Annotated in this window: 22 protein-coding genes; 8 read left to right on the top strand and 14 right to left on the bottom strand. The window is 48.6% G+C overall.

From position 1 onward, the window contains the following. Nucleotides 1–26: 26 nt before the first annotated feature. Entirely contained in the window at nt 27–1,505 is a 1,479-nt protein-coding gene (locus tag O3C58_02040) for a glycosyltransferase family 39 protein (GenBank protein MDA0690645.1), read from the bottom strand. Between the two features lie 226 nt (nt 1,506–1,731). Here O3C58_02040 and purS point away from each other — a divergent pair, with 226 nt between their 5' ends. The 4 genes from purS to purF are packed head-to-tail and all read left to right on the top strand — an operon-like array spanning nt 1,732 to nt 6,352. Beyond that, complete coding sequence (gene purS, locus O3C58_02045; GenBank protein ID MDA0690646.1) at nt 1,732–1,980, top strand: phosphoribosylformylglycinamidine synthase subunit PurS; 249 nt, start codon at nt 1,732–1,734, stop codon at nt 1,978–1,980. A gap of 25 nt (nt 1,981–2,005) precedes the next feature. Then, nucleotides 2,006–2,695 carry a phosphoribosylformylglycinamidine synthase subunit PurQ gene (gene purQ, locus O3C58_02050; GenBank protein ID MDA0690647.1) on the top strand — a complete coding sequence of 230 codons (690 nt, stop codon included), beginning with the start codon at nt 2,006–2,008 and terminating at the stop codon, nt 2,693–2,695. Between the two features lie 8 nt (nt 2,696–2,703). Beyond that, a complete protein-coding gene (purL, locus tag O3C58_02055; GenBank protein MDA0690648.1) occupies nt 2,704–4,950 on the top strand; it encodes a phosphoribosylformylglycinamidine synthase subunit PurL in 2,247 nt (748 codons plus the stop codon). Then, nucleotides 4,940–6,352, top strand: coding sequence for an amidophosphoribosyltransferase (gene purF / locus O3C58_02060; protein MDA0690649.1), 1,413 nt, complete (start codon nt 4,940–4,942; stop codon nt 6,350–6,352). The genes purL and purF overlap by 11 nt, the downstream gene beginning before the upstream one ends. Before the next feature lie 16 nt (nt 6,353–6,368). Here the strand turns inward: purF and O3C58_02065 are convergent, their stop codons facing one another. The 5 genes from O3C58_02065 to mpl all read right to left on the bottom strand — a co-directional run bounded on the left by O3C58_02065 (nt 6,369) and on the right by mpl (nt 13,761). Next, nucleotides 6,369–9,143: a UPF0182 family protein gene (locus O3C58_02065; GenBank protein MDA0690650.1), complete on the bottom strand. Its 2,775-nt coding sequence runs from the start codon at nt 9,141–9,143 to the stop codon at nt 6,369–6,371. Between the two features lie 10 nt (nt 9,144–9,153). Next, entirely contained in the window at nt 9,154–9,708 is a 555-nt protein-coding gene (locus tag O3C58_02070; GenBank protein MDA0690651.1) for a thioredoxin family protein, read from the bottom strand. 252 nt (nt 9,709–9,960) lie between these two features. After that, complete coding sequence (locus O3C58_02075; GenBank protein ID MDA0690652.1) at nt 9,961–10,872, bottom strand: radical SAM protein; 912 nt, start codon at nt 10,870–10,872, stop codon at nt 9,961–9,963. A gap of 260 nt (nt 10,873–11,132) precedes the next feature. Next, nucleotides 11,133–12,293 (bottom strand): hypothetical protein, encoded by a 1,161-nt coding sequence (locus tag O3C58_02080; protein ID MDA0690653.1) that lies wholly within the window; start codon nt 12,291–12,293, stop codon nt 11,133–11,135. 64 nt (nt 12,294–12,357) lie between these two features. Beyond that, the gene (gene mpl, locus O3C58_02085) at nt 12,358–13,761 is read right to left on the bottom strand and encodes a UDP-N-acetylmuramate:L-alanyl-gamma-D-glutamyl-meso-diaminopimelate ligase (GenBank protein MDA0690654.1); all 1,404 of its coding nucleotides are present in this window, start codon (nt 13,759–13,761) and stop codon (nt 12,358–12,360) included. 129 nt (nt 13,762–13,890) lie between these two features. Here mpl and O3C58_02090 point away from each other — a divergent pair, with 129 nt between their 5' ends. Together O3C58_02090 and O3C58_02095 are read left to right on the top strand one after the other, a co-directional pair. Beyond that, on the top strand, nt 13,891–14,268 hold the full coding sequence (locus tag O3C58_02090; protein MDA0690655.1) for a GxxExxY protein: 378 nt from the start codon (nt 13,891–13,893) through the stop codon (nt 14,266–14,268). Nucleotides 14,269–14,363: 95 nt separating this feature from the next. Next, nucleotides 14,364–14,762 (top strand): hypothetical protein, encoded by a 399-nt coding sequence (locus O3C58_02095; GenBank protein ID MDA0690656.1) that lies wholly within the window; start codon nt 14,364–14,366, stop codon nt 14,760–14,762. A 19-nt stretch (nt 14,763–14,781) separates the two neighbouring features. Here O3C58_02095 and O3C58_02100 read toward each other — a convergent pair whose 3' ends face one another. From O3C58_02100 to O3C58_02120, 5 genes are read right to left on the bottom strand one after another with little or no spacing between them, the layout of a single operon-like run. Beyond that, complete coding sequence (locus O3C58_02100) at nt 14,782–15,321, bottom strand: DUF4178 domain-containing protein (protein ID MDA0690657.1); 540 nt, start codon at nt 15,319–15,321, stop codon at nt 14,782–14,784. A 1-nt stretch (nt 15,322) separates the two neighbouring features. After that, the gene (locus O3C58_02105) at nt 15,323–16,033 is read right to left on the bottom strand and encodes a PspA/IM30 family protein (protein ID MDA0690658.1); all 711 of its coding nucleotides are present in this window, start codon (nt 16,031–16,033) and stop codon (nt 15,323–15,325) included. A gap of 45 nt (nt 16,034–16,078) precedes the next feature. Continuing rightward, the gene (locus O3C58_02110; protein MDA0690659.1) at nt 16,079–16,474 is read right to left on the bottom strand and encodes a YbjN domain-containing protein; all 396 of its coding nucleotides are present in this window, start codon (nt 16,472–16,474) and stop codon (nt 16,079–16,081) included. A 10-nt stretch (nt 16,475–16,484) separates the two neighbouring features. Further along, complete coding sequence (locus O3C58_02115; GenBank protein MDA0690660.1) at nt 16,485–16,841, bottom strand: DnaJ domain-containing protein; 357 nt, start codon at nt 16,839–16,841, stop codon at nt 16,485–16,487. Then, the gene (locus tag O3C58_02120; protein ID MDA0690661.1) at nt 16,838–17,374 is read right to left on the bottom strand and encodes a DUF2617 family protein; all 537 of its coding nucleotides are present in this window, start codon (nt 17,372–17,374) and stop codon (nt 16,838–16,840) included. Before O3C58_02120 ends, O3C58_02115 begins: the two co-directional genes overlap by 4 nt. A gap of 453 nt (nt 17,375–17,827) precedes the next feature. Here O3C58_02120 and O3C58_02125 point away from each other — a divergent pair, with 453 nt between their 5' ends. After that, nucleotides 17,828–19,045 carry an aldo/keto reductase gene (locus tag O3C58_02125; protein ID MDA0690662.1) on the top strand — a complete coding sequence of 406 codons (1,218 nt, stop codon included), beginning with the start codon at nt 17,828–17,830 and terminating at the stop codon, nt 19,043–19,045. 183 nt (nt 19,046–19,228) lie between these two features. Further along, entirely contained in the window at nt 19,229–20,344 is a 1,116-nt protein-coding gene (locus tag O3C58_02130; protein MDA0690663.1) for a response regulator, read from the top strand. A gap of 224 nt (nt 20,345–20,568) precedes the next feature. Here the strand turns inward: O3C58_02130 and O3C58_02135 are convergent, their stop codons facing one another. The 3 genes from O3C58_02135 to O3C58_02145 all read right to left on the bottom strand — a co-directional run bounded on the left by O3C58_02135 (nt 20,569) and on the right by O3C58_02145 (nt 22,660). Continuing rightward, nucleotides 20,569–20,931 carry a CBS domain-containing protein gene (locus O3C58_02135; GenBank protein ID MDA0690664.1) on the bottom strand — a complete coding sequence of 121 codons (363 nt, stop codon included), beginning with the start codon at nt 20,929–20,931 and terminating at the stop codon, nt 20,569–20,571. 192 nt (nt 20,932–21,123) lie between these two features. Further along, nucleotides 21,124–21,624: a YajQ family cyclic di-GMP-binding protein gene (locus O3C58_02140; protein MDA0690665.1), complete on the bottom strand. Its 501-nt coding sequence runs from the start codon at nt 21,622–21,624 to the stop codon at nt 21,124–21,126. Nucleotides 21,625–21,982: 358 nt separating this feature from the next. Beyond that, nucleotides 21,983–22,660: a YafY family protein gene (locus O3C58_02145; GenBank protein ID MDA0690666.1), complete on the bottom strand. Its 678-nt coding sequence runs from the start codon at nt 22,658–22,660 to the stop codon at nt 21,983–21,985. Nucleotides 22,661–22,681 lie beyond the last annotated feature (21 nt).

Here is a 22,681-nt window from a genome sequence, read left to right on the forward strand (position 1 = left end):
TTGGCAAAAATTATCTGCCGCATATTCTAAATTCTATCTTCTTGAGTTTTATATAATTTATACCCGCAAAACAGGCTGGTGGACAAGAGAACAATGGCCGGGACAAAAGTGAGGTAGGCAGGATAACCGAACAAAATCATGAATACCCACCAGAAATTAGGCGCATTGACAGCGAGTCCTTTTTCAAGAACTTCTGCATCAGAAGTCCCCAAAAATTTTTTACCGGCCTGAGCCTGGGTCACCAGTCGGTCCATGAACGCCTTGTCATTCAGGCGCGCAAAAACTTTGGCCACCTGCTGAACCTGACCGATGAGCGGCGAGTGCGCCGGGGAGTACAACAGCATGTCGTGGGCCTGATCCTGATACTGTTGGCGCAAATCGTAATAGTAGCGGGAAATATTGACCGTCACCGAAGGGACCTGAATGCAAATCCCCACAATCATGACAGCGATGATTCCTGCCTTACCTTTGGCTCGCTGCAATAGAAAACCCACGGGCAAAATCAAATAAGGCAGCGCCACCAGCATCAACCGGGGCCGCCAGCCCGAGCCGCCATACCAGCTGTGCCAGAAAGAAAAAAGAACAAGGTGGACCCCAACGATCCATCCAAAAAGCCAGGCCATTTTGCTTTTGGTTTTAATAAACGCCGGAAGCGCCAGGCAGCCGACTATGAGGAGGGGATTATATAAAAAAACCGATTTACCGGGGGAAAAAAGAATGCCGAGCAACCCGGTCCATCCCTCAGTTCCAAAGCCTTTTTCGTACCCTGTTTCAAAAATATTCTGGAAACGAACGTAATTGTATAAAAAGATCAGACAGATAAAGCAGGCGACGGGAATCAGAAACCTAGCAGTATTCATAATAAGGCTTCTGATCTTCCAGGCGGGAGCGTTTTCTCTGTTTAGAATCATATAAAGCAGAAAACCCGGAACCGTAACCAACGTGGCCAACCGACAGGTCAGGGCCAGGCCTATAAAAACTCCCGCCCACAGCAGGTTGCGCTTTTTTTGGCCTGCATCACTTCCCGTCACTGAAAATACGGCGGCCAGCAGAAACAGCGAAGTGGCCGGTTCGCTCATAAAATCCTCGGAGTAAAACCAGGCGATGGTGGACAACCCATAGCCAATCGCCAGCAGGACGGACGTTCGATGGAAAAAACCAAACCGCTCACGTCCCAAACGGTAAATGAGCAGGCAAGTCAGAGCGCTGATGAATGCATTGACCATGCTCACGCAAAATAGAGTGGCGTAAGACGGCTCAACAGGAAGCACTGCAGACAGGGCTTTTCCGGTAATATAAAACGGCACCGCCAGCACACTCATGCCAATTCCGTATTTGGAGAATTTTGCCCCTTCCAGATCGCCCTGGCTGACCCGCTCGGTGAAACTCAGGCTGTGGTTTTCCACCATGCTCTGGGTGAGAAGGTACATGATTTTTCCATCCGCCGATTGAATGGACCCCTGGCCTGTAAACAGGTAAATGGATAGAAAAAAAAAACCACCCATCGATTTTTTCGTTCGGACCCCGAATTCAGGCTGATGGGCATTTTTAGGTTCATCCGGTTCGACGGGGGAAACTTATTCGAGGAAGGAAACGAGGCCCTCAGAGGAGCCTCAACTCACTACCATTTAACATAAAAAACACTGGCAGTCAAAACCTGCGCCTTGAATGCATTTCTTATCACAAATCCGCTATGGATTTTTACAGGTTCTATGTTAATCTCTCCCCATCATGCTCGCAAAAATTCACGTTACATACAAAAAAGGTGTCCTCGACACGCAGGGTCAGGCCGTTCATCATGCTCTCACCGGCCTTGGCTATAGTGAAGTCAAGCAGGTGACTGTGGGCAAATACATGGAAGTCCAGATGGAAGGCCTTTCTGAAGATGAGGCTCAGGTCCGGGTCCAGGAAATGTGCGAAAAACTATTGGCCAATACCGTAATCGAATCCTACCAGATCACGCTGTCCCCTACGGAATAATGATTTTCTTGTCTGAAAAAACTCTATGAAGTGCGGCGTTGTTGTTTTTCCAGGGTCCAATTGCGACCACGATTGTTATCATATCCTCAAACACATTTTTGAGATCGATACCCGGTGGATATGGCATAAAGATGATGCCGCTCTCGATGATTATGATTTCATCGTTCTTCCCGGTGGTTTTTCTTATGGGGATTATCTCAGAGCAGGGGCTATCGCCAAATTTTCCCCGGTCATGAAAGCCGTGATCCACTATGCGAACAAGGGAGGCCGGGTTTTAGGGATTTGCAACGGATTCCAGATTCTTGTCGAATCGGGTCTGCTTCCCGGAGCGCTCATTCAAAACCGATCGCGAAAATTTATCTGCAAAACCGTATCCACTCGCGTGGAAACAGCAGACACGCCTTTTACAAGTCTCTGTAAAAACCAACCGGTTTTGAAAATTCCCATCGCCCACCAAGATGGCAATTATTTCGCGCCGCCGGAAACTATAAAAGAAATGACAAAAAATGGCCAAATTATTCTCAGGTACTGCAATGCCGAAGGAAAGGTCTCTGACGCATCGAACCCCAACGGCTCCATCGAAAGTATTGCCGGGGTCGCTAATAAAGAAAAAAATGTACTGGGAATGATGCCTCATCCCGAACGCTGCGCCGATCCGCTCTGGCCCAACAGGGACGGCCAACTCATTTTTAAATCACTCATCCAATCACTCTGACCGAACCCGTGCCACAATCACAAAACCCCCAACCCACACCTGAAATCACCCCGGAAATAGTCAAACAACATGGATTGACCATTCAGGAATACCAACGGATTCTCGATCTATTGGGGCGGGCTCCCAATTTCACCGAGCTTGGAATTTTTTCGGTCATGTGGAGCGAGCATTGCAGTTACAAAAGTTCACGGCCTTATCTAAAAAACCTGCCCACCAAGGGCCCGCGCGTCTTGCAGGGACCTGGGGAAAATGCAGGAGTCATTGATATTGGCGATGGGTTGGCAGTCGTGTTCAAAATAGAAAGTCACAACCACCCCTCTTTCATCGAGCCGCATCAGGGCGCGGCCACCGGGGTTGGCGGCATCATGCGCGATATCTTCACTATGGGCGCGCGTCCCATCGCTCTATTGAACTCCCTCCGGTTCGGCGACCTTGAAGACCCCCGCACCCGTTATCTTTTAAACGGCGTGGTGGACGGCATCTCCAGTTATGGCAACTGCACCGGCGTCCCCACCGTTGGCGGAGAAATCTATTTTGACTCCTGCTACAACGGCAATATTCTCGTCAACGCCTTCTGCCTCGGGCTCGTAAAATCAGATAAAATTTTTCTTGCCAAAGCCGGCGGCGTGGGCAATCCGGTGATCTACGTTGGGGCCAAAACCGGCAGGGACGGAATCCACGGAGCCAGTCTTCTGGCCTCCTCGGAATTCGACGAAACCACCGAGGAAAAGCGCCCCACCGTGCAGGTGGGAGACCCGTTTACGGAAAAACTTCTCATCGAAACCTGCCTGGAACTGATGACAAAAGACTGGGTCATCGGCGTTCAGGACATGGGAGCGGCAGGCTTGACCTCATCCTCCTTTGAAATGGCGGGCAACTCTGGAACCGGTATCGAGTTCGATCTTTCCCAGGTTCCCCTTCGGGAAAAAGGAATGACGGCTTACGAAATTCTCCTGTCTGAATCCCAGGAGCGCATGTTGTTCGTGGTCAAAAAAGGTCATGAAGAAGACACACTGCAAATTTTGAAGAAATGGGGTCTCGATGGCGCCGTCATCGGCCATGTGACGGAGTCCCTTAACGTCCGCATCAAGTATCAGGGAGAAGAAGTCGTCAACCTGCCGATTTCACCGGTAGTGGAGGGCGCTCTGGATCTTAAACGTCCCAAAAGTAGACCGCAGTATCTGGAAGCGGTCCAGCATCTGGATCTGACCGAGCTTGCGTCCCCCGCACGCGGCGATGAAGCACTCAAAAAACTGTTGGCCTCTCCCAACATCGCCAGCAAGGAGTGGGTCTATGAGCAATATGACCATATGGTGCGTCTCAACACGCTGGTTTTGCCGGGGTCCGATGCCGCCGTCATGCGCATCCCCGATACCCATAAAGCGGTGGCGCTCTCCGTAGACTGCAACAGCCGCTACTGTTATCTCGATCCCTTCATGGGAGCGCAAATTGCGGTGGCCGAATGCTCCCGAAACGTGGTCTGTTCTGGAGCCACCCCCATCGGCTTGACGAATTGTCTGAATTTTGGCAACCCTGAAAAACCCGAAATCATGTGGCAGTTTGAGCAGGCGGTGCTGGGGATTGCCGAAGCCTGCAAGTATTTTGATATTCCTGTGGTCAGCGGCAATGTCAGTCTTTATAATGAAACCAAAGGCGTTTCTATTTTCCCGACGCCCACCGTCGCGGTGGTTGGGCTATTGGACAATCTGGAACACCGTTGCACGCAGTGGTTTAAAAATTCAGGAGATCTGATCGGCCTGTTGGGATTGACTCTGGAGGAAATCGCGGGCAGTGAATATCTCAAACTGGCTTTCGATTTGTGTCAGGGGAAGCCCCCGTATCTGGATAAAAAACAGGAAAAAGCCGTTCAGGAAGTTTGCCTGCAATTGATTCAAGGGCAATTAGTTCATTCAGCCCACGATTGTTCCGAAGGAGGATTGGCCGTAGCCATTGTCGAGTCCTGTATCACCGGACCCGAGAATGCTTTGGGCGCAACATTGAATCTGGATTCCACACTCAGAACAGATGCGCTGCTATTCGGTGAATCCCAGTCCCGTATTCTCATCTCCTTCGCGGCAGAAAACAGGCAGGCCATTGCAGAGATGGCGCAGAAAAAGGATGTTCCGTTTACTGTGATCGGTGAAGTGGGAGGCTCTCATTTCACAGCCAATATAAATAGCACTGAATATATTCGTCAGGATATTCAGACCTTGAAAAATATCTGGAAAAACACCCTGGGGAATTATGCTCGATAAGTTTCATGATGAATGCGGAGTGGTCGGAGTTTTTGGCCATCCAGAAGCCGCAAACCTGGTTTACCTCGGACTCTACTCATTGCAACATCGAGGCCAGGAAAGCGCGGGCATCGTTTCCAGTCGCGATGGAAAGTTGCATCTGGAAGTGGGGATGGGACTGGTAGCGGATGTATTTCAAGGGAACCGCCTGGAAAAACTTACCGGTAATATGGCCATCGGACACAACCGCTATTCCACCGCCGGTGATAGTGCCCTGGCAAACGCCCAACCCTGCCTGATCAATTATTCCGAGGGATCGTTATCTCTGGCCCACAACGGGAATCTGGTGAACGCCATGACCATCCGCCGGAGACTCGGCGCTTCGGGGTCGATATTCCAGTCCACGAACGATAGCGAAGTCATCGTGCATTTGATGGCTCAAGCCAAGGGAGATACTTTTGTCGACCGTGCCGCCACCGCACTGAACGAAGTGAAGGGAGCGTATTCTCTCCTCTTAATGACCGAAGATGAGATGATCGCCGCTCGTGACCCGCAGGGCTTTCGGCCTTTGTGCCTCGGAAAACTGGATGGGGCCTACATCATCGCTTCGGAATCTTGCGCCTTTGATTTGATTGAAGGAGAATTCATCCGCGAGTTAGAACCCGGAGAATTGCTGCTCATCAATAAAGATGGCTTGCAATCTTTTTTTCCGTTTCAAAAAGCGCCAACCCGGCAATGCGTCTTCGAGCATATTTACTTTTCCAGGCCCGACAGTTTTCTGTTCAACAAATCCGTTTATGAAACCCGGAAAGAGATAGGCCGGGCTTTGGCCCAGGAATGGCCTGCGGATGCCGATCTTGTTGTTCCCGTGCCCGATTCAGGCGTGATTTCAGCTATGGGATTTGCCGAAGAATCCGGACTTCCCTACGAGATGGGCCTTATTCGCAACCATTATGTAGGACGGACATTCATCGAACCCCAGTCCCAGATCCGCCATTTTGGAGTAAAAGTAAAATTAAACGCCGTCCGGCCGGTGCTTGAGGGCAAGCGCGTGGTGGTTATAGACGATTCGATCGTACGCGGAACCACAAGCCGTAAAATCGTAAAAATGATACGCGATGCAGGGGCAAAGGAAGTCCATCTCCGCATCAGCTCGCCGCCGATTCTGTTTTCCTGTTTTTATGGAATCGACACGCCCACAAAAAACGAGTTACTCGCATCTAAATATGATCTTAAAGGAATCAAAGAATTTCTGCAGGCCGATTCGGTTCACTATATAAGCATTGAAAAAATGCTGTCCGTTTTCAAGGACCAAAAGGGAAACTTCTGCACCGCTTGTTTCGACGGAAATTATCCGGTAAAGATTGAAGACCATGAACCCGATTTGGAACAGTTGAACCTGTTCATGGCCCCCCAACAGTAATCCAGACGACTCTGAATTACTCCGAACCGATTCCCTGTGTCTCTGTGGCGTGGTTTTTTTGCATTTCTTTCTTCTCCGCTTCTCCCAAAATCTCCCCCAAAGACTGAAGATCTTTTTTGTAATTGGACAGCGTCTGATCCAGTTCCCCTTGTGACGCCATCACCCGGTCAAAGATTGTTTTAATTTTCATATAATCGGATTGCCGGAGCACTACTTTTTCATCGCCAGGACTTTGAGTTTCAGGAAACTCCAGCTTCTCACCCACCATCCGTTCCACTTCTTTAGATTCCTTTCCCATAAGACCGCCGAATATTTTTTGCAGAGCTTCCTCCAGAGTTCTCTCCATGGCGATGCTGTCCTCATAGCCAACAATGACTCGCTTCAATTCAGGGATTTTTCCAGCATCCGCCTTGAGATACAAGGGGCGCACATAGATCAAGGCTTCTTCAATGGGAATGACCAGCAGGGTTCCCTGAATGACGCTGGACCCGCGTTGATCCCACAGTGAAACCTGGCGGGAAATTTCCGCCTCCTGATTGATGCGGGCGACGATTTGGCTGGGACCATAAACCAGTTTCTGTTTGGGGAAGGTGTAGGCCACGAGTTTGCCATAATTCTCGCCGTCACTGCGGGCCACCATCCAGGCGGAAAGGTTGCTCTTTCCCTGCGGAGTGAAGGGAAGCATGAGAATGTATTCTTCCTTTTTCTTGGAGGGCAGTTTCATGATGGTGTAATAAGGGCGCATGACCTTTCCATCGATCTCTGGAATCTCCCACTGATCTTCCTTGTTATAAAATATCTGCGGGGTTTTCATATGGTAGGTGGCATAAATAAACGTTTGAATGGCAAAAAGATCCGACGGATAACGAATATGTTTTCTCAAATCCTCAGGCATCTCCTTGAGATCCTTGAACAGCTCGGGAAAGATGCGCTGATAAGTAAGAATGATCGGGTCTTTGGGGTCGGAAATATAAAAACTCATGGAGCCTTCGTAGGCGTCGATCACGATTTTGACGGAATTTCTCACATAGTTTCCAAACCGCGGAATCATTTGTGAATAGGGAAACCGGTCGCTCACAGTGTAGGCATCATAAATCCAGTGCAAACCGCCATTAGATATAACCATGTAGGGGTCATTATCCAACCTGAGAAAGGGAGCCACTTTTTGTACGCGCTCGGTGATGTTCCGGTACATCAACACTCGGCTTTCATTTTCTATATCTTCTGAGAAGAGCATTTTCATGGTTTTGAAACGGGCGGCCAGAATTACCTTGCGGATGAAGGAACCGACAAGGACCCCACCAGTGCCTTCGTAATTTTTATAAACGTTCTTTTCTCCTTCGGGATAATCAAATTCCTTTGTGCCCGTATTGACAAATACATGGTCACTGGGAAGCTCGCCAAAATAAATTTCCGGGCGGGTGATGGTCAAATCCACCTGTGACCGGGGAGGGATGTCCTTAATAAACAGAACCGGCAGGCCTTCGGGAGTCACCTGGTTCACAGGGCTGAGAGACACTCCATAGCCGTGCGTAAAAGTCAGATGTTCGTTGATCCAGGTGCGGTTGGGCAAACTGCTGGATAGAAGTTCCCTGGGCGACAGCAGGGTCTGCCGATAGTTGCCGTTGATCAAATAACGGTCGTTGTCCACTGAGTTAAATTGATAATAAGTGCGAATTTCCTGGATCTGCCCCAGGGTGTCTAAAAGAGGCTCCTGATCCCAAAGCCGTATATTTTCTATAGTCGCAGAGTTGGCTTTGATGCTTTCAGCGGTGAGCGAGGTCGAACCCTCCAGGGCATTGGTTTCCGTTTGGTCCAGACCATAGCCCGCAAGCGACCCGGCAATGGTGTGTTCGATATACGGGGTTTCCTTTATCAGTTCGTTGGGGCCAACGATCAATTTCTGCAGAACGGTCGGAACAATATTTCCACCAAAGAAAAGGATCGCCAACCCGCCGGCGGTCCAAACGACCTTCTTGAATCCGCCTTTAAAAATACTTAGAAAGCTTATCAGGGCTCCTATGACCGACACAAAAGACATGATATCAAGAAGAGGAAGCCGTCCGTAATCATCGGAAAAACCGATTCCCGTCAACACGCCATTGCCTCCGGTCAGCAGACCAAACCGTTGAAAATAGAAATCAACCGCCAATAATATAAAGAAATAACCGATGAGCAAAAGGAGGGTCCGGCGCGCTTCAGGAAGAATCACCACCCCTGATGGGCCAAGATAAACAAACCGCTTGAAGAAAAAAATCAAACCCACACCAATAGCGGAAACAATCAGAGCTTCCCATAAAATCGATTTGAACAGGGCCCAAAATGGCAAGACAAACAAATAAAAGGAATAATCCCTTTCAAAGATCGGATCGACCCTGCCAAAGGGAACGTTATTGAAAAAAATTAAAAAGGTGTCCCATTTCTGGGCCATCACCAGCCCGGTCATGGCGGCAATCACTAACGGACCAAAGAGAATCAGGGGTTTTAAATTGTTGGCCATCAAATCCAAAAACGGAAGCTCTCTTTTCATCTGATCGGAAAGCAATACGGGAAGATGGGAGGTTTTATTGAAGGTATGGCGAAGGAATAAATAAGTGACCGCAAAAAACGAAAGTCCCACCAGCAATCCCAAACCCATTTGCGAGCCGACGGTGGTTAATAAAACCGATTCAAATCCAAGGTTTTGAAACCAGAGCCAATCAATATAAAAAACCAGAATTTTATCGGCAAACAATGAGCCGGCAACCACCGCACCCGTTAAAATGAACAGCCATTTTTTTACAGTATTCATTGATTCCTTTTCAATTCTGTTTCCATTTAATGGAACATCCCATAGACGGGATCTGCTCCTCTGAAATTTTATTTTCGGCAAGAGCCGCGTCGATTGCGTCTTTAAGATCCCTCTGCGCTACTCTTTCCGGGCGTTCCCAATTGTCATCGATCCGCCCTCGATATAACAAAGTCCGTTCCTCTCCATAAACATAGATGTCCGGTGTGCAAACCGCATCGTAGGCCCTGGCAATTTCCTGGGTGGCATCGAACAGGTAAGGGAAAGGGATTTTCATTTCCTCGGCAATTTTTTTCATATTGTCGAAAGAATCATCAGGGTAGCGCGAGGCGTCGTTGGAATTGATGCCCACCAGTTGCACGCCCCTGTCCGCCATCTGATTTTGCAAGTCGATCAGCCGGGAAAGAACGGCTTTCACATACGGGCAATGGTTGCACATGAAAATAATGACTAGAATGCGCTTATCCGTAAAGCTTTCGAGAGTGTATTCCTTCCCATCCACACCGGGAAGGGAAAATGCGTGGGCAGGCTCTCCAAGCGGCACCATGGTGGAATGCATCAACGCCATGAATGATTTCCTTTAACCGTTAGGATGATTGTATCGTGACGCGGTTCTTGCTAACAACAAACCGTTGAATGATGATCTGGAGTGACAATGCAAATGCTATCAGCTTATTTAAGCCAACTCAACCTAAAACGATCCCTCCAAAGCATTGTATTCGATAGCAATTTATGGCCAAACAGTCACTTCCATGAGAATAACTGCGAGTGGATTTGAACCCATCGAATGCGTATCTGTTCCCCCTCCCTGGTAAGGGAGTCAGGATTTGCAGGTCATGCCGGTGACGCGGCAAGTATAGCAGGCGGATTGGGTCAGGGGAAACGGACGCAGGGTGTCCTTCAGCGTGTCTCCCATTCGGGCTTCATCGTGCTCCACGAGAATGGGGCAGACATAAACGCCTTTGCCTGTCGCCATGCGGGATGAAGAACATTGCAGGTTGGTGATGTCGTAGGATTCAAAACATTTTTCGGTGACGTGCTCGTCGCCATCGTACTGCCGGATATTTTCCGCCAGTCGGCCTAAAAGAAAACCGGGAAGAATCTTGATCCGGGGTTTCGGCACATTGTTTCGACGCAAAAACTCCAGAAACTTTCCTTCCATTGCCGCGTCCTGTTCCTCCTCCCAACTGCGGGTGATCGTCAGAATGGGCGAGAATCCGGCTTCAGAAAGGTTACGGATTCCCTCCACCGCCCGATGGTAGGTGCCTTTGCCGCGAATTTTGTTATTTTCCTCTTCATCAAAACTTTCCATGCTGACGCGAAACTGCAAAGGAAAGCTCGAGCGGTTCTGAATATCTTTGAGTTTCGCGGATTTTTCCGGAGTGATCAACGTCCCGTTGGTGAGCACATCCAGTGGGCCAAAAGAAAGGATGGCTTCCAGGATTGCAAATATCTCCGGGTTGATGAACACCTCGCCGCCGGTGATGTAATAATCCTGAACGCCCAACTCTTTCGCTTCTTCTAGAGTTTTCTGCACCTGCTGAAGGGTCATCATCTCGTGACTGTGATTCTGCGGACCGCAACTGATAAAGCAATGGGTGCATTGCAGGTTGCACAGCGTGCCCCCCACCTGCATCCACAACGTCTCAAGCCGGGTGAGAGGGACTTCAGGAATTTTCTCAACGGGTGTTTTCACCGCCAAAGGGATTTCTTCATTGATTGATTTCATCATTCAAGCCTAGCAAAGGATAATGCGCATTGCAACCGATACCCAACCTTGGACCAGCGTGAATTTCTCAGTCGGATGAGCCTTATATTCCTAACAAAGAAGATTAGAGAAAAGCCCAATTTTCAGGAGAAAACAAGGGTCCAGTGACGCTGACTAAGATGAGAAGAACACATTTCCGGCAAGAATGCGTTTAGATGAAAGACAGCTGGAACCTAACTAAGAAGCGTTACACGGCGTGAACAAACTCGCCCTCCGCGTAGGAGCTACAGCCCCGCCGATTCATAAGAATCGCTGATGTTCTTGATGCGTAGTTTTCGGCGGAAGGCCGCAAAGCCTTCCGAGGCTTTTTTGCCCAGTCGGGACCGATAAATGGGTTTGGTCGCCAATTGCGCGGACTTAGGCGCCTCCGTGAAATATTGCGTGTCCAGTGGGCTCACACAGCGGCAATTGGGATACAACCATTTCAAATTCAACCGGTCGCGCTCCGCCGCTTCCCGCAAATGCCGCGCCACTTCCTTCACCCGCCAGTAATCCTTGCTGGTATGAATGCTGGTGGTGAGCAATTTCAACTGCGGAACAATGCCCCGCTCTGTCAAATGGTCGATTTTTTTCTTGATCAGATCCAGAGGTTCCGCCCCCAATATCAATTCCGTCCACACCGTTCCCTGAGGAAAAATTCCCACTGCATATTCCAGCGCGTCATGCACCTGATGCGCCGGTATCAGTTCTTCCTGCGATTCAGCCCCGGCAAACCCATCCAAAGGGAAATCCAAAAGATCGAACCCTGCGGCATACATCAGGTCGATCGTTCGTTTTTCCTGGGGAGGAAAACCTTTTAGAGCCACAAAAGTCTTGAATTGCTTTTTGATCGCATCCACGACAGGAGCCAGCAGTTGAAACCCCCGGTCCTTGTCGTCGCAATAATCCATGTTGAGTTGAACCAGGTCCGCGGCCCCTTCCTCAAAGGCAGACTGAACAATGGAAATGATATAGTCCTTCGACATGTTCAAACTTTTTCCCTTATCAACAGCGCGTAGGAAAATGTTCAGACAATATCCGTCCAGGCAAATGTTCTCGGACAGCGGCGTTCTCTGTTTCATCAAATCTTTGAGAAACGTCGGTAAGGGAATGATCCCCACCTCCTCTTCGCCCCCGTCTCCAGAGTTCAGAAACAAACCGCCATCCCGAACTTTCATTTTTATCTGCGCCTGATCTTCCGTTTTCAGGAACGTTTTAACGATAAAATTTTCCGCCAGAGCCAACGCCACTTCCTCACCCGGCGCACCGGGACACACCCCACAAGCCACATCGGGCGATTTCAAAACTTCGGGTGGAATGAACAGTCCATTCTGGATCAGCTCCAGCTTGAGCTGGCCGTAGGTTTTAACCCGCTGATCGGTTGGCACTCCCTGAGATGAGCTCAAGACATTCACAATCTTTAAAAGAATCTCAAATAATTAAAATTGATTTTTGGGATGCTCCCAAATTTCACAAACGGTCCAACAGTTTCTGATGAATTCCGTAAAACCCGCCGGATGACATGATGAGCACCACATCCCTCGACTGATTATTTTTTGCTATGTAGTCAACAATATCCTCAACGTCCGGGATGAAATGCGCCGCAACACCTGCCCGCTCAATATCCTGAACCAGCCGGTCCGGGTCCAACCGCTCGTTCGGCGGAATTTTATCGGTCGCGTACGGTCGGGCGATGATGACTGCATCCGCCTTCGCAAAACTCGGCGGAAAAATTTCCTGGAAGGTATTTCTGCGTGAGGTCGCCGAGCGCGGCTCAAAAACCGCCCAAATACGCAACCCCGGATACGCCTCTTTCACCCCTTCGAGGGTCAATCCGATGGCGGTGGGATGGTGAGCAAAATCATCGATCACCACCACACCGTTTTTTTCTCCGACCACTTCCTGCCGCCTTTTGATTCCCTTAAAAGTCGAAAACGACTTGCAAACGTCATCGGCGGGAAGGCCCAACTTTACGGCCATCGCGGCTACTGCCACGGCGTTTTCCACATTGTGGCGCCCGACCATAGGCAAGCGAATCTCGCCAACACCTTCGCCCTTGTGACGAAGCCTGAAACAACCGACGCCAGCTTCAAAATGGTAGTCGACTGCGCACCAGTCCGCTCCAGCGGTCAACCCGTAGGTTTCCACCGGGCAGGAAGCCTGTTGCAATACATCGGTCACATTTTCATCTGCAAATCTTACCAGTAAAAAGCCCGCAGGGTCGATTATTTCTACAAATTTTCGGAATGCAGACTTGAAATGATCCAGGTCGTCGTAAATATCGGCATGGTCAAACTCGATTCCCGTGAGGATGGCGGCCAACGGACGGTAATGCAGAAACTTGGGTCCCTTGTCAAAAAAGGCGGTGTCGTACTCGTCGCCCTCGGTGACAAAATAGTCGCCCTCCGGGACCCGGTAATTGCGATCGAAGTTTTTCAGCCAGCCGCCGACCATGAATCCCGGTTTTTTCCCGCAGGCATGCAATACCCAGCTGAGTAATGACGTGGTCGTGGTTTTGCCATGCGTCCCGGTCACTACCAGTGACTTGCGACCTTCCAGATAAAACTGCGCCAGGGCATCGGGAAACGACGTGTAAGGAATGCCCAATTCCAAAACCGCCTGCACTTCTTCATTGGTTTTGGAAACCGCATTGCCGACGATGACAAGATCAATGTCTTTGCTGATATTTTCGTGCTTGAAACCCGGCATGACAGGAATGTTGAGGTCAGCCAGTAGCGTGCTCATGGGTGGGTAGATATTGGCATCGGAGCCTGTCACATCATACCCCGACTCCTTTAAGAGCCCGGCGAGCGAGGCCATGCCCGTGCCACAAATCGCGATAATGTATATTTTTTTAATATCTTGAGGATTCATTCGGATGGACGATTTTAGAGGCAGACGGCCCCAAAGTCAAGTTTTGCCACAAGTGGGACGGGAAGTTGGCAGAATAACTTGATAGAATAAGAAAAAAATTTTCACCGCAAAGACGCAAAGGTCGCAAAGATGGACGAAAATGAATGGTCAAACAAAATAATTGGCGCGTGTATTGAAGTTCATAAATCCTTGGGGCCGGGATTATTGGAAAATGTTTACCAGAATTGCCTGGCACGAGAATTTTCTTTGCAAAATATTCCTTTTCAAAAGGAAGTGTCCAAGCCAGTTGAGTATAAAGGTGTGTTAATGGATTGCGATCTTCGTCTCGATTTCCTGATAGATAATAAGGTCGTCGTTGAACTAAAAGCGGTTGAAAAGATTTTACCCGTCCACAAAGCTCAGGTATTGACCTATTTAAAACTAACAGGTTGTAAACTTGGACTGCTGGTAAATTTCAATGTCTCGGCTCTTAAAGATGGCGTTGAAAGAATTGTTCTTGGCCTTTAACCCTTTGCGTTCTTTGCGTCTTTGCGGTAGAAATAGGGTTTAGTCTTCATATTTGCCCATAAACACTTCTTCATTAAAAGAAGAAAACATTCAAAATGGTCATTTTTAGAACATCTAAAGAGACACTTTCAAAAGTTGTGGCGAATTGTAAACATGCTCTTGAAGTGAGGCCTGCAAAATTAAATTTTGGAGATATTATTCTAATTGCCCAGACGATAGACTCCTTGGACTGTGGCAAGAAGCCAATTCGCTACCGAATGGAGTTTGTAAATTGTTATGAAGATAGAGAAGGGTTGAGTGAGAGAATTTGGGGAAGGCGTTGGAAGTATATCATTGAAGGGAAAAACTGTTGCGAACTAAACAAACCATTTGATATTAGAAAAATCCCACATCTCAATACAAAAAAATATGAACGGGGTGGACCCATCGTTTATGTTGACCCTGATGATATAAAAAAATTAGAAGACTTGGGCTACTTGGAAGTTAAAAGCTAGCACAAAGATATATAAAAAATCACTCCCCAGGCAGGATGTTGGTGAACTGGTACTCTTCCACAGGAAAACCGATGGTCATGTCGAATTTGGTTTCACCCCATTGCTCGATGGATAAAAACTTCGTACTTTTTTCATCGCTGAAGTCCCACACCACAAAAGGCATTCCCTCCTCCGCATCGCCCTTAAAATACTCGCCGATATCGTCCGTCTCGACATAAAACGTTTCCCCCTCGAACACCACTTCCTCCGGCGGGTCTTCATGTTCGACGATGTGCCCGGCAATGTCGCCATCCAACTTGAAGATGGGCTTTTTCTGGCTCAGAGACCATGCGACCTCGCCGTCTTCTTCCCCGCGTTCGAGGAACCAGGATTCGGACCCCAGCTGCAATTCCCACTCATCGGTCACTCCGCCCTCTTCCCACTCGTAGTGATTACAGGCTGTGACCCGATACGTTTTCATATCGTAGTCCACCAGGAAACCGGGCTTGAGTTTGGAGAGCACCAGGTCCTCCAGCTGAGGTTGCTCCTCTTTTTTCTTTTTAAAAAAGTCGAATGCCATGTCAGGAGATATTCATTTTGGCTTTCAAAGCGGCCAGACTGTCGGACACCGCCGGCAGTTTTGACCCCGAATCGAGCGCCTTGTTAATTTCATCATCGATGCTGGTGCTGGTGTCCGCAATTTCTCCGTAGGCCTTGGCCAGGGATTCATCCTCTTCCACCCGGGAACGCATTTTTTCCAGCATGGCAATGGTTCCACCCGCATCGACCTGGGCGATTTGCGCGTTCAGCTTTTTAGTGGCGGCGGCGGTTTTGGCACGGGCTCTCAGGGTGATCAGATCGTTTTCATAACGCTGGATGGTGGACCGCAATTTATCCACATTTTTCTGCAGTTGGTTCGACATCCCTTCCTGCGCCGTCATTTCCGTGTGCAACCGGACGGCTTCTTTGGAGGCGGTTTCTTTTCTCGACAACGCTTCCGTGGCCAGACGTTCGGCCTCGGCGGAATCCAGAGAACCGCCCTGCCCTTGCTGTAACAATGCCATCGCTTTATGCTCGTAATCCGCCGCAAGTTTTTTCTTGTTCTCGGCGTCGTTGCGCATACGGATGACGATGCCTTTGACTTGCGCCAGGCTCTGCATGGATATGGTCAGATCTTTTTTCAGATCGCGGATGCCCTGCTCGGTCATTTTGATAGGATCTTCAATCTGATCCACCAGCGAATGAGCTTCGGCTTTGCCCATCCGGAAAATTCTGGAAAGTAATCCTGCCATGTTGAATCTCTCCTTTTATATCAATTTATATCGATGAATTCGGTTTTATTTGGATGCGGCAAACGCAAGCAACTCTCCGCCATATTCTCCCAGCGCCAGACTCAAAGCATCAATGCTACCTTCCAGCTCGTTGCGGTCGAGGTTTTCCAGTTGCAGGGTGTCGCGAAACAGGAGGGTGTTGCCGCTGTCATCCAGAACAAAAGCGCCGTGGACCAGAGTGCGGTTGATTTGCAATAAGCGTTTGTAGATTTCAGCGGTTCCGTTCGGTAACGGCAGAATCACCTGTTCTAAAATCACGATCGGATCTTCGCAATCGATGACCAGATGCTTGACGCCTCGATCTTCATCATTCACGACCACCAGTTCTTCGGCGGCATCTTCCTGGTCAATGGTGAACCCCATGTCCAGCAAATACTCTTTAACGTTTTCAAAATTGGCCATTCTTAACTCCTCATCCACGTTTTGACAGTTCTTTGTCTAATAGTCGGTAACTTTCGGTCAACCGCAGGGTCAATTCTCCGGCGACTTTTCTTTTCTCAGGATCGGCATCGTGCAGATCCGGATGATATTTTTTCAGCAATCGTTTCCAGGCGGACTTTACCGCTGTACGGTTAGAACCCGGCTGGATTTCCAGATTCGCGTAATATTGGATGAACGGGTCTGAGGTCACAGGTGCTGACTCAAACGCTTCCCGCGTATCAAAATTAAAAGGCGTTTCGTTCGGATTGTAGACAGTTTTTTCCTCTGTCCGCTTTCCCATGAAATCGTTCAAATTGGCACGGGCGATATCGACCAGTCGTTTCATCATGATAGCGTTGCCCCGGCGTGAACATACAGATTGGTTTTACTGATGATGGACAACCCATCTTCCGGGTAGGTGTGAATGGTAACAAACCCGTTCGCGGCCAGATCGACCGCCACCCCGGTGAAAGGTTGCGCCGAGTTTGAGAGTTTTGCGGCCTCAAAACGGTGCGTCAATATTTCCATGGGTGGAATCTCTCCCAGCGAGGAGAGAAAACCCTCCATATCCTCGAACAACCGCGGGACCATTTCGATCGTCACCGCATACTGAATGTTTCCCACTTGATATTCTCTGCAATAATTTTCCCCGGCCTGCAAGGGGAAATGGTCCAAAGGCTTGTCCGTCGTTTCATCGGATGAACAGGCGATGAATTCTGTCAGCGCCACGCCGCCCCCCCGGCTGATCACCCGGTGGCTCTTCCCTATAATACAGGTGTCGAGAACAACACGGTTGTCCAGGGTCCACTGGCCCTGATTGAAAATGGTGACCGGGCAATCCGGGACGCCTGCAAACAGGCTGAAATAAACGGGGTCAGACATAAACGAGCAAACAATAGAAAATCAATAGGGCTCCCAAGCGATAATGGGTGTATCAAGTTAAAAATCCTACTTGTCGGGGATGGTTCTGTCAACATCAATCCGTGCCCGATAAAATCCCGGCGCAGAGCCGAAAGCGGTACCCATGTCGATTTTGCTTGAATCGGTGGTAAACAAGCAACATCTTAAGGGCACCTCTAAAAATTATTTTATTACAGGAAATTGAACATTGTACAAGGATTTCATATATCAGTGGCACGGGCGACCTACCTTAAAGTTTATGCGGAAGTGCGGAATTTAATTCCGCCTTTCTAGCCCGTGCGGACAGGCTGGAAAGCCTGTCCCACTAAAACAAAGCCATCTCCTTAAATTGACGATTAGGAGCATTTAGTCAATTTTTAGAGATGCCTTTAAATTAAATCAGACGTTCTCCCATCTGGCAGGAAATTAAAATTCATGGAATACCGACGCTTTGGCCAAACCAATGAAATGCTTTCCGTCATCACCTTAGGTGGCATGCGCTTCACTCATGGCTGGCTGCCTCCCCGCGACCGCCTGCCTCTGGAGTCTATCAAGAATTGTCTCGAAACCACACGCCAGGCATTGCAGTTGGGAATCAACCACATCGAGACCGCGCATGGGTATGGCAAGAGCGAGCATCTCTACGGTGTAGCGCTCAAAGAATTAGCGGTTCCCCGCGACCAGTACAGGATGATGACCAAGGGAGCGCCGATGACCGCCGACGAGACCAAGGAACTTGTTGAGAGCCAGCTCACGGGCCTGCAACTGGACTTCGTGGATTTCTACGGATGGCATGGCATCAATAATAAAGAACGATTACAAGCGGCTGTACGAACCGGAGGGCCAGTTGAAACGCTCCACCGGCTAAAGGAACAAGGACTGGTTCGTCATATCGGTTTTTCCACCCACGGCCCACTGGATATCATTCTGCAAGCGCTGAATACCAACTTGTTCAGCTTCGTCAATTTACACTTTTATTACTTTTTTCAGCGCAATTTGCCAGCGGTCCAGTTGGCTGGCGAGAAGGATATTGGCGTTTTTATCATTTCTCCCAATGAAAAAGGCGGTCTCTTGTGGAAACCTTCGGAAAAGGTCAAGCAGGCGACGCAACCGCTAACGGCCATCCAATTCAGCGGCCGGTTTTGCCTGAGCCACCCTGCAGTCACCACCCTGAGCATGGGCATGCACGAGCCGGAACATTTCCCTCAGAACCTGGCGATATTGAACGATGAAACGTATTTCTCCGAAGAAGATACAACAATTAAAACCACAATGGACGCCTCATTAAGCTCTGTTCCCGGCCTGTGCACCCTTTGCGACCAATGTCTGCCCTGCCCTGAAGACATCAATATTCCGGAAATTCTCCGCTTCAGAAATCTGCTGAAAGCCTATGACATGGTGGATTACGGTAAATTCCGCTACAACATGCTGGAGGGCAAGGGCCACTGGTTTCCTGGCACCTTTGCTTTTAATTGCACCGAATGCGGCGACTGTCTGCCCCGATGCCCGGAAAACCTGAAAATTCCGCAATTGTTGCTTCAAACCCATCATGAGCTGTTTGACCGCAAGGCCTATATCAAGAATAACATCATGGGTGTTGCACGCGTTGCCTATCAATTTCTGCGAAAAATTTTTAGCCCGGTTAGTTCTTGAAAAACTGGGATCTCTCCCTCCAAACCAATTAGATTTACCCATTGTGTGCAAAAAACCCATTGACCCGCGCAAATTTTTAAGATAACATCCTATTCTCATGCAAGTTAATGTAAATTAAAAATTCACGTTAGCTTTTAAATCATTGATTGCTCCTTCACTCTCCCCTGGGAGGCAAAAGCCCTAATGTTGAAAAGTAAAATCGAAGACGGAAAAATTCTCATAATCGATGATGAACCCGGCAACGTAAAGATTTTTGAGCGCGTGCTGAAAGGAGCTGGCTTTAAAAATGTCACCAGCATCACCGATTCTCTCAAAGCGGTGGAAACGTACAAAAAAATCCGCCCGGACCTGATTCTTCTGGATTTGAAAATGCCGAAGTTGGACGGGTTTGGAGTCATGCAAGCACTAAAAGAGGTGGAAACCGAAACTTATCTGCCCATTTTAGTTCTGACAGCCCAGCGCGACGATGCCACCCGGCTTCTCGCTCTGGAGTCCGGGGCCAAGGATTTTATTTCCAAACCTTTTGAAATGACCGAGGCGCTCACCCGGGTCAGAAACATGTTGGAAGTGAGCCTGCTTCACAATGAAGCCCGTAAAAATAATATCGAATTGGAATATCGAGTCCGGGAACGTACCCGTGAACTTGAAGAATCCCGAATGGATATCATTCATCGATTGGTCCGGGCCTGTGAATATCGAGATAACTCCACCAGCATGCATGGACTCCGCGTCAGTCATTTTTGCTCGATTGTGGCCGAGGAATTGGGTCTGCCTCAAGAGCAAATCAATCTCATCCATTTGGCCACTCCGTTACACGATATAGGACAAATAGGAATCCCGGATAACATATTGCGCAAGAAGAACGATGAGTTAAACGAAGGCGAATGGAAAGTCGTGAAACTGTCGCCGATCATTGGGGCGGAGATTTTATCGGGAAGTGATTCCAAGCTATTGCGATTGGCGGAATCCATTTGCATCACCCACGAGGAAAATTGGGATGGATCGGGGTACCCTTATGGTTTGAAAGATGAAGAAATTCCCAGAGAAGGAAGGATCGTTGCGGTATGCGATAAATTCGACAAGATGGTCAACCCAAATTTTCAGAATCAATCTCCAGATTCAATAGACTCCATCGAAACGGCTATGGAAAAAATTGAAAAAATGAGCGGGACCGCTTTAGATCCTGAAGTGGTTGCGGCATTCAAGCGGGTGTTGCCGGAGATCAAGGAAGTGGCGGAACAATATCACGAACAGGACCATGCGGCCACCCTCAATCAATTCCGGCCGACGCCAAATTGAGCTGTATTTTCCGTTGTCACCAGAAAAAAAATATCTTTTTCACTTTTTCCCCTCATGAAGGCTTTGAACAGCCATATAAATCTCATCCAGCTTTTTCTCTAATTTTTTCACCCCAACGCTATTTCTATAAGTCATTATCATAAGCTTTGCAAAATGAGAAACACGGCGGATTCTATCAAGAGATCATGGGTAAACCCTGTGACGAAGAAAGACTTCCCAGTTTTTCAGGAAACCAGATCCCTGGTCGTTAAAATCCCCACAATCTCTCCATGTTTAGTTACAACGAGATGCTTGATTCTTTTTCTCAGCATCAACTCATTGGCTTCGCTTCGGGGAATATAATAATCTTGTGTCAAAATGGGCTTTGTCATGATCGAGTAAACCCGGGTCGCTTGTGGGTCCAACCCCTCGGCCAATACCTTTTTGACCAAATCCGTCTTGGTCACAATTCCCAGATATTCGTCATTTTCTTTCACCAGAAGCGAGCTGATTACCTTTTCTCCCATTAATTTAGCGGCTTCCTGAGCGGTCGTTTGCGGGTCGACACTGATTACCGGGGAGCGCATAAAATCACGAATTTCATCCATCTTCTCTTCTCCTTTTGATTACAGACTCTTATCAGGATAGCCGTTTTTATTGTCGGGAGCAATGCCAACTTACAGTTCCCTCCCAGGCTCCGGCGAAATCGGGCAAAAAAAGCGTTCACTGTCACGCCGGAGATTGTTGTAGCGATTAAAAACCGAGGGAAGACAAAAGTTCAAACGATTTTCCAATGCGCTTCACCGATAATTGGTAAACGTCATCGCGACCCCGAAATCCTTCTCCTTAAGCCTGGACATCGCCTCCTGAAGATCGTCCTTATTCTTTCCCGTCACCCGCAACAGGTCGTCCATGATCTGGCTTTGCACCTTGAGTCCCATGCCTTTGATGGCCTTGGTGATTTCCTTGCCTTTATCCTGAGAAATGCCCTGCTGGACAAGGATGCTTTGCCGCACGCTATCGCCCGTGGCGGGTTCTACTTTGCCATAGTCAAGGCCCTTCAGAGATACTTTTCGTTTGACCAGCTTGCCCTGCAGCACATCGATCACGGAATTTAACTTGGAATCGTTGTCCGAGAGAATGGTGATCTTGTTTTCTTTTTTATCCAACGTGATTTCGCTTTTACTGCCTTTAAAATCGAAACGCTGGCCGATTTCCGCCATCGCCTGATTCACCGCATTCTGGACTTCTTCCATGTCAATGACGGATACGATATCGAACGAACTGTTCTTACTTGCCATTGAATTCCTATCCTCCTTTTATATATGAAATTTATCTGTCTAAAAAAGCCTTAAAAAATACTTTTGAACAAAAGGCTGGCTTACATTACCATAATCGCCAATCCATGCCAGCCGGATGTTTATTGGCAATAGATACGCGGGCGTTCCCTTCTCCGAATTTCTCCGGGTTGAACAAAAATGCCATTCGAGGTATAATTTCATCATAGGTTCGGAGGTGGCAGTCCGAATGTAGAACATCGTTCAAAGCCCACACAACGTTGAACTCGCTCCAATACGTTGCGGCGGGAGCCTTGGTCGGCGAGACAGTCCAAAGGCAAGCCGTTCACCTTCCCCATATCAACAAGCCCTTTCTCAAGCTTTAACACATCTGTTGCATATAATCGTAGAGACTTTTTCCTTTCTCATCCCGAAAACGCTCTTCCGTTATTTTCATATCCTGAATCCTGTCCAGACGAAAATTACGAAAATCATCCCGCATTTCACACCACCCGGAAATCAGCCATACCGGACTGAAAAAAGCCAAACAGAGAGGACGAACCCTCCGGGTTGAGGCCTCTCCATCTTCCCGTTTATAGCTGAATTCTACTATGTTTTTGCCGCGAATGGCTCGACGAAGAGCTGTAAAGTCGATGTGAATTTTCACCTCATTCTTTGAGGCCATGGAAAACAAGAAAGTTTCCGCTATTTCTTTTCTCAGGCTTTCGGGTAGTACCGAAGTGATTTTGTCGAGGGCTTGATTGGCGGCTTTTGCCAGCTCTTTATCCCCCCAGCTCTGAACCATTTGTGCACCGAGCATGAGCGCATCCAATTCTTCAGTATCAAACATCAAGGGGCGCACCACGTAGTTCTTATGGAGCATATAGCCCACTCCCGCTTCCCCGATGATCGGCACACCGGAGGCTCCCAAATCCGCAATGTCGCGGTAGATGGTTCTGACGCTCACTCCCAGCTCTTCAGCAAGCGACCCTGCAGTCACGACCTGTCTGCGGGCTTTTAAATACTCTACAATACGGAACAATCGGTCCGCTCGGCGCATGGTGATTTCCTGTTTTTGATT

Source organism: Nitrospinota bacterium (assembly GCA_027619975.1).
In the GTDB taxonomy this organism is placed as follows: Bacteria; Nitrospinota; Nitrospinia; order Nitrospinales; family VA-1; genus JADFGI01.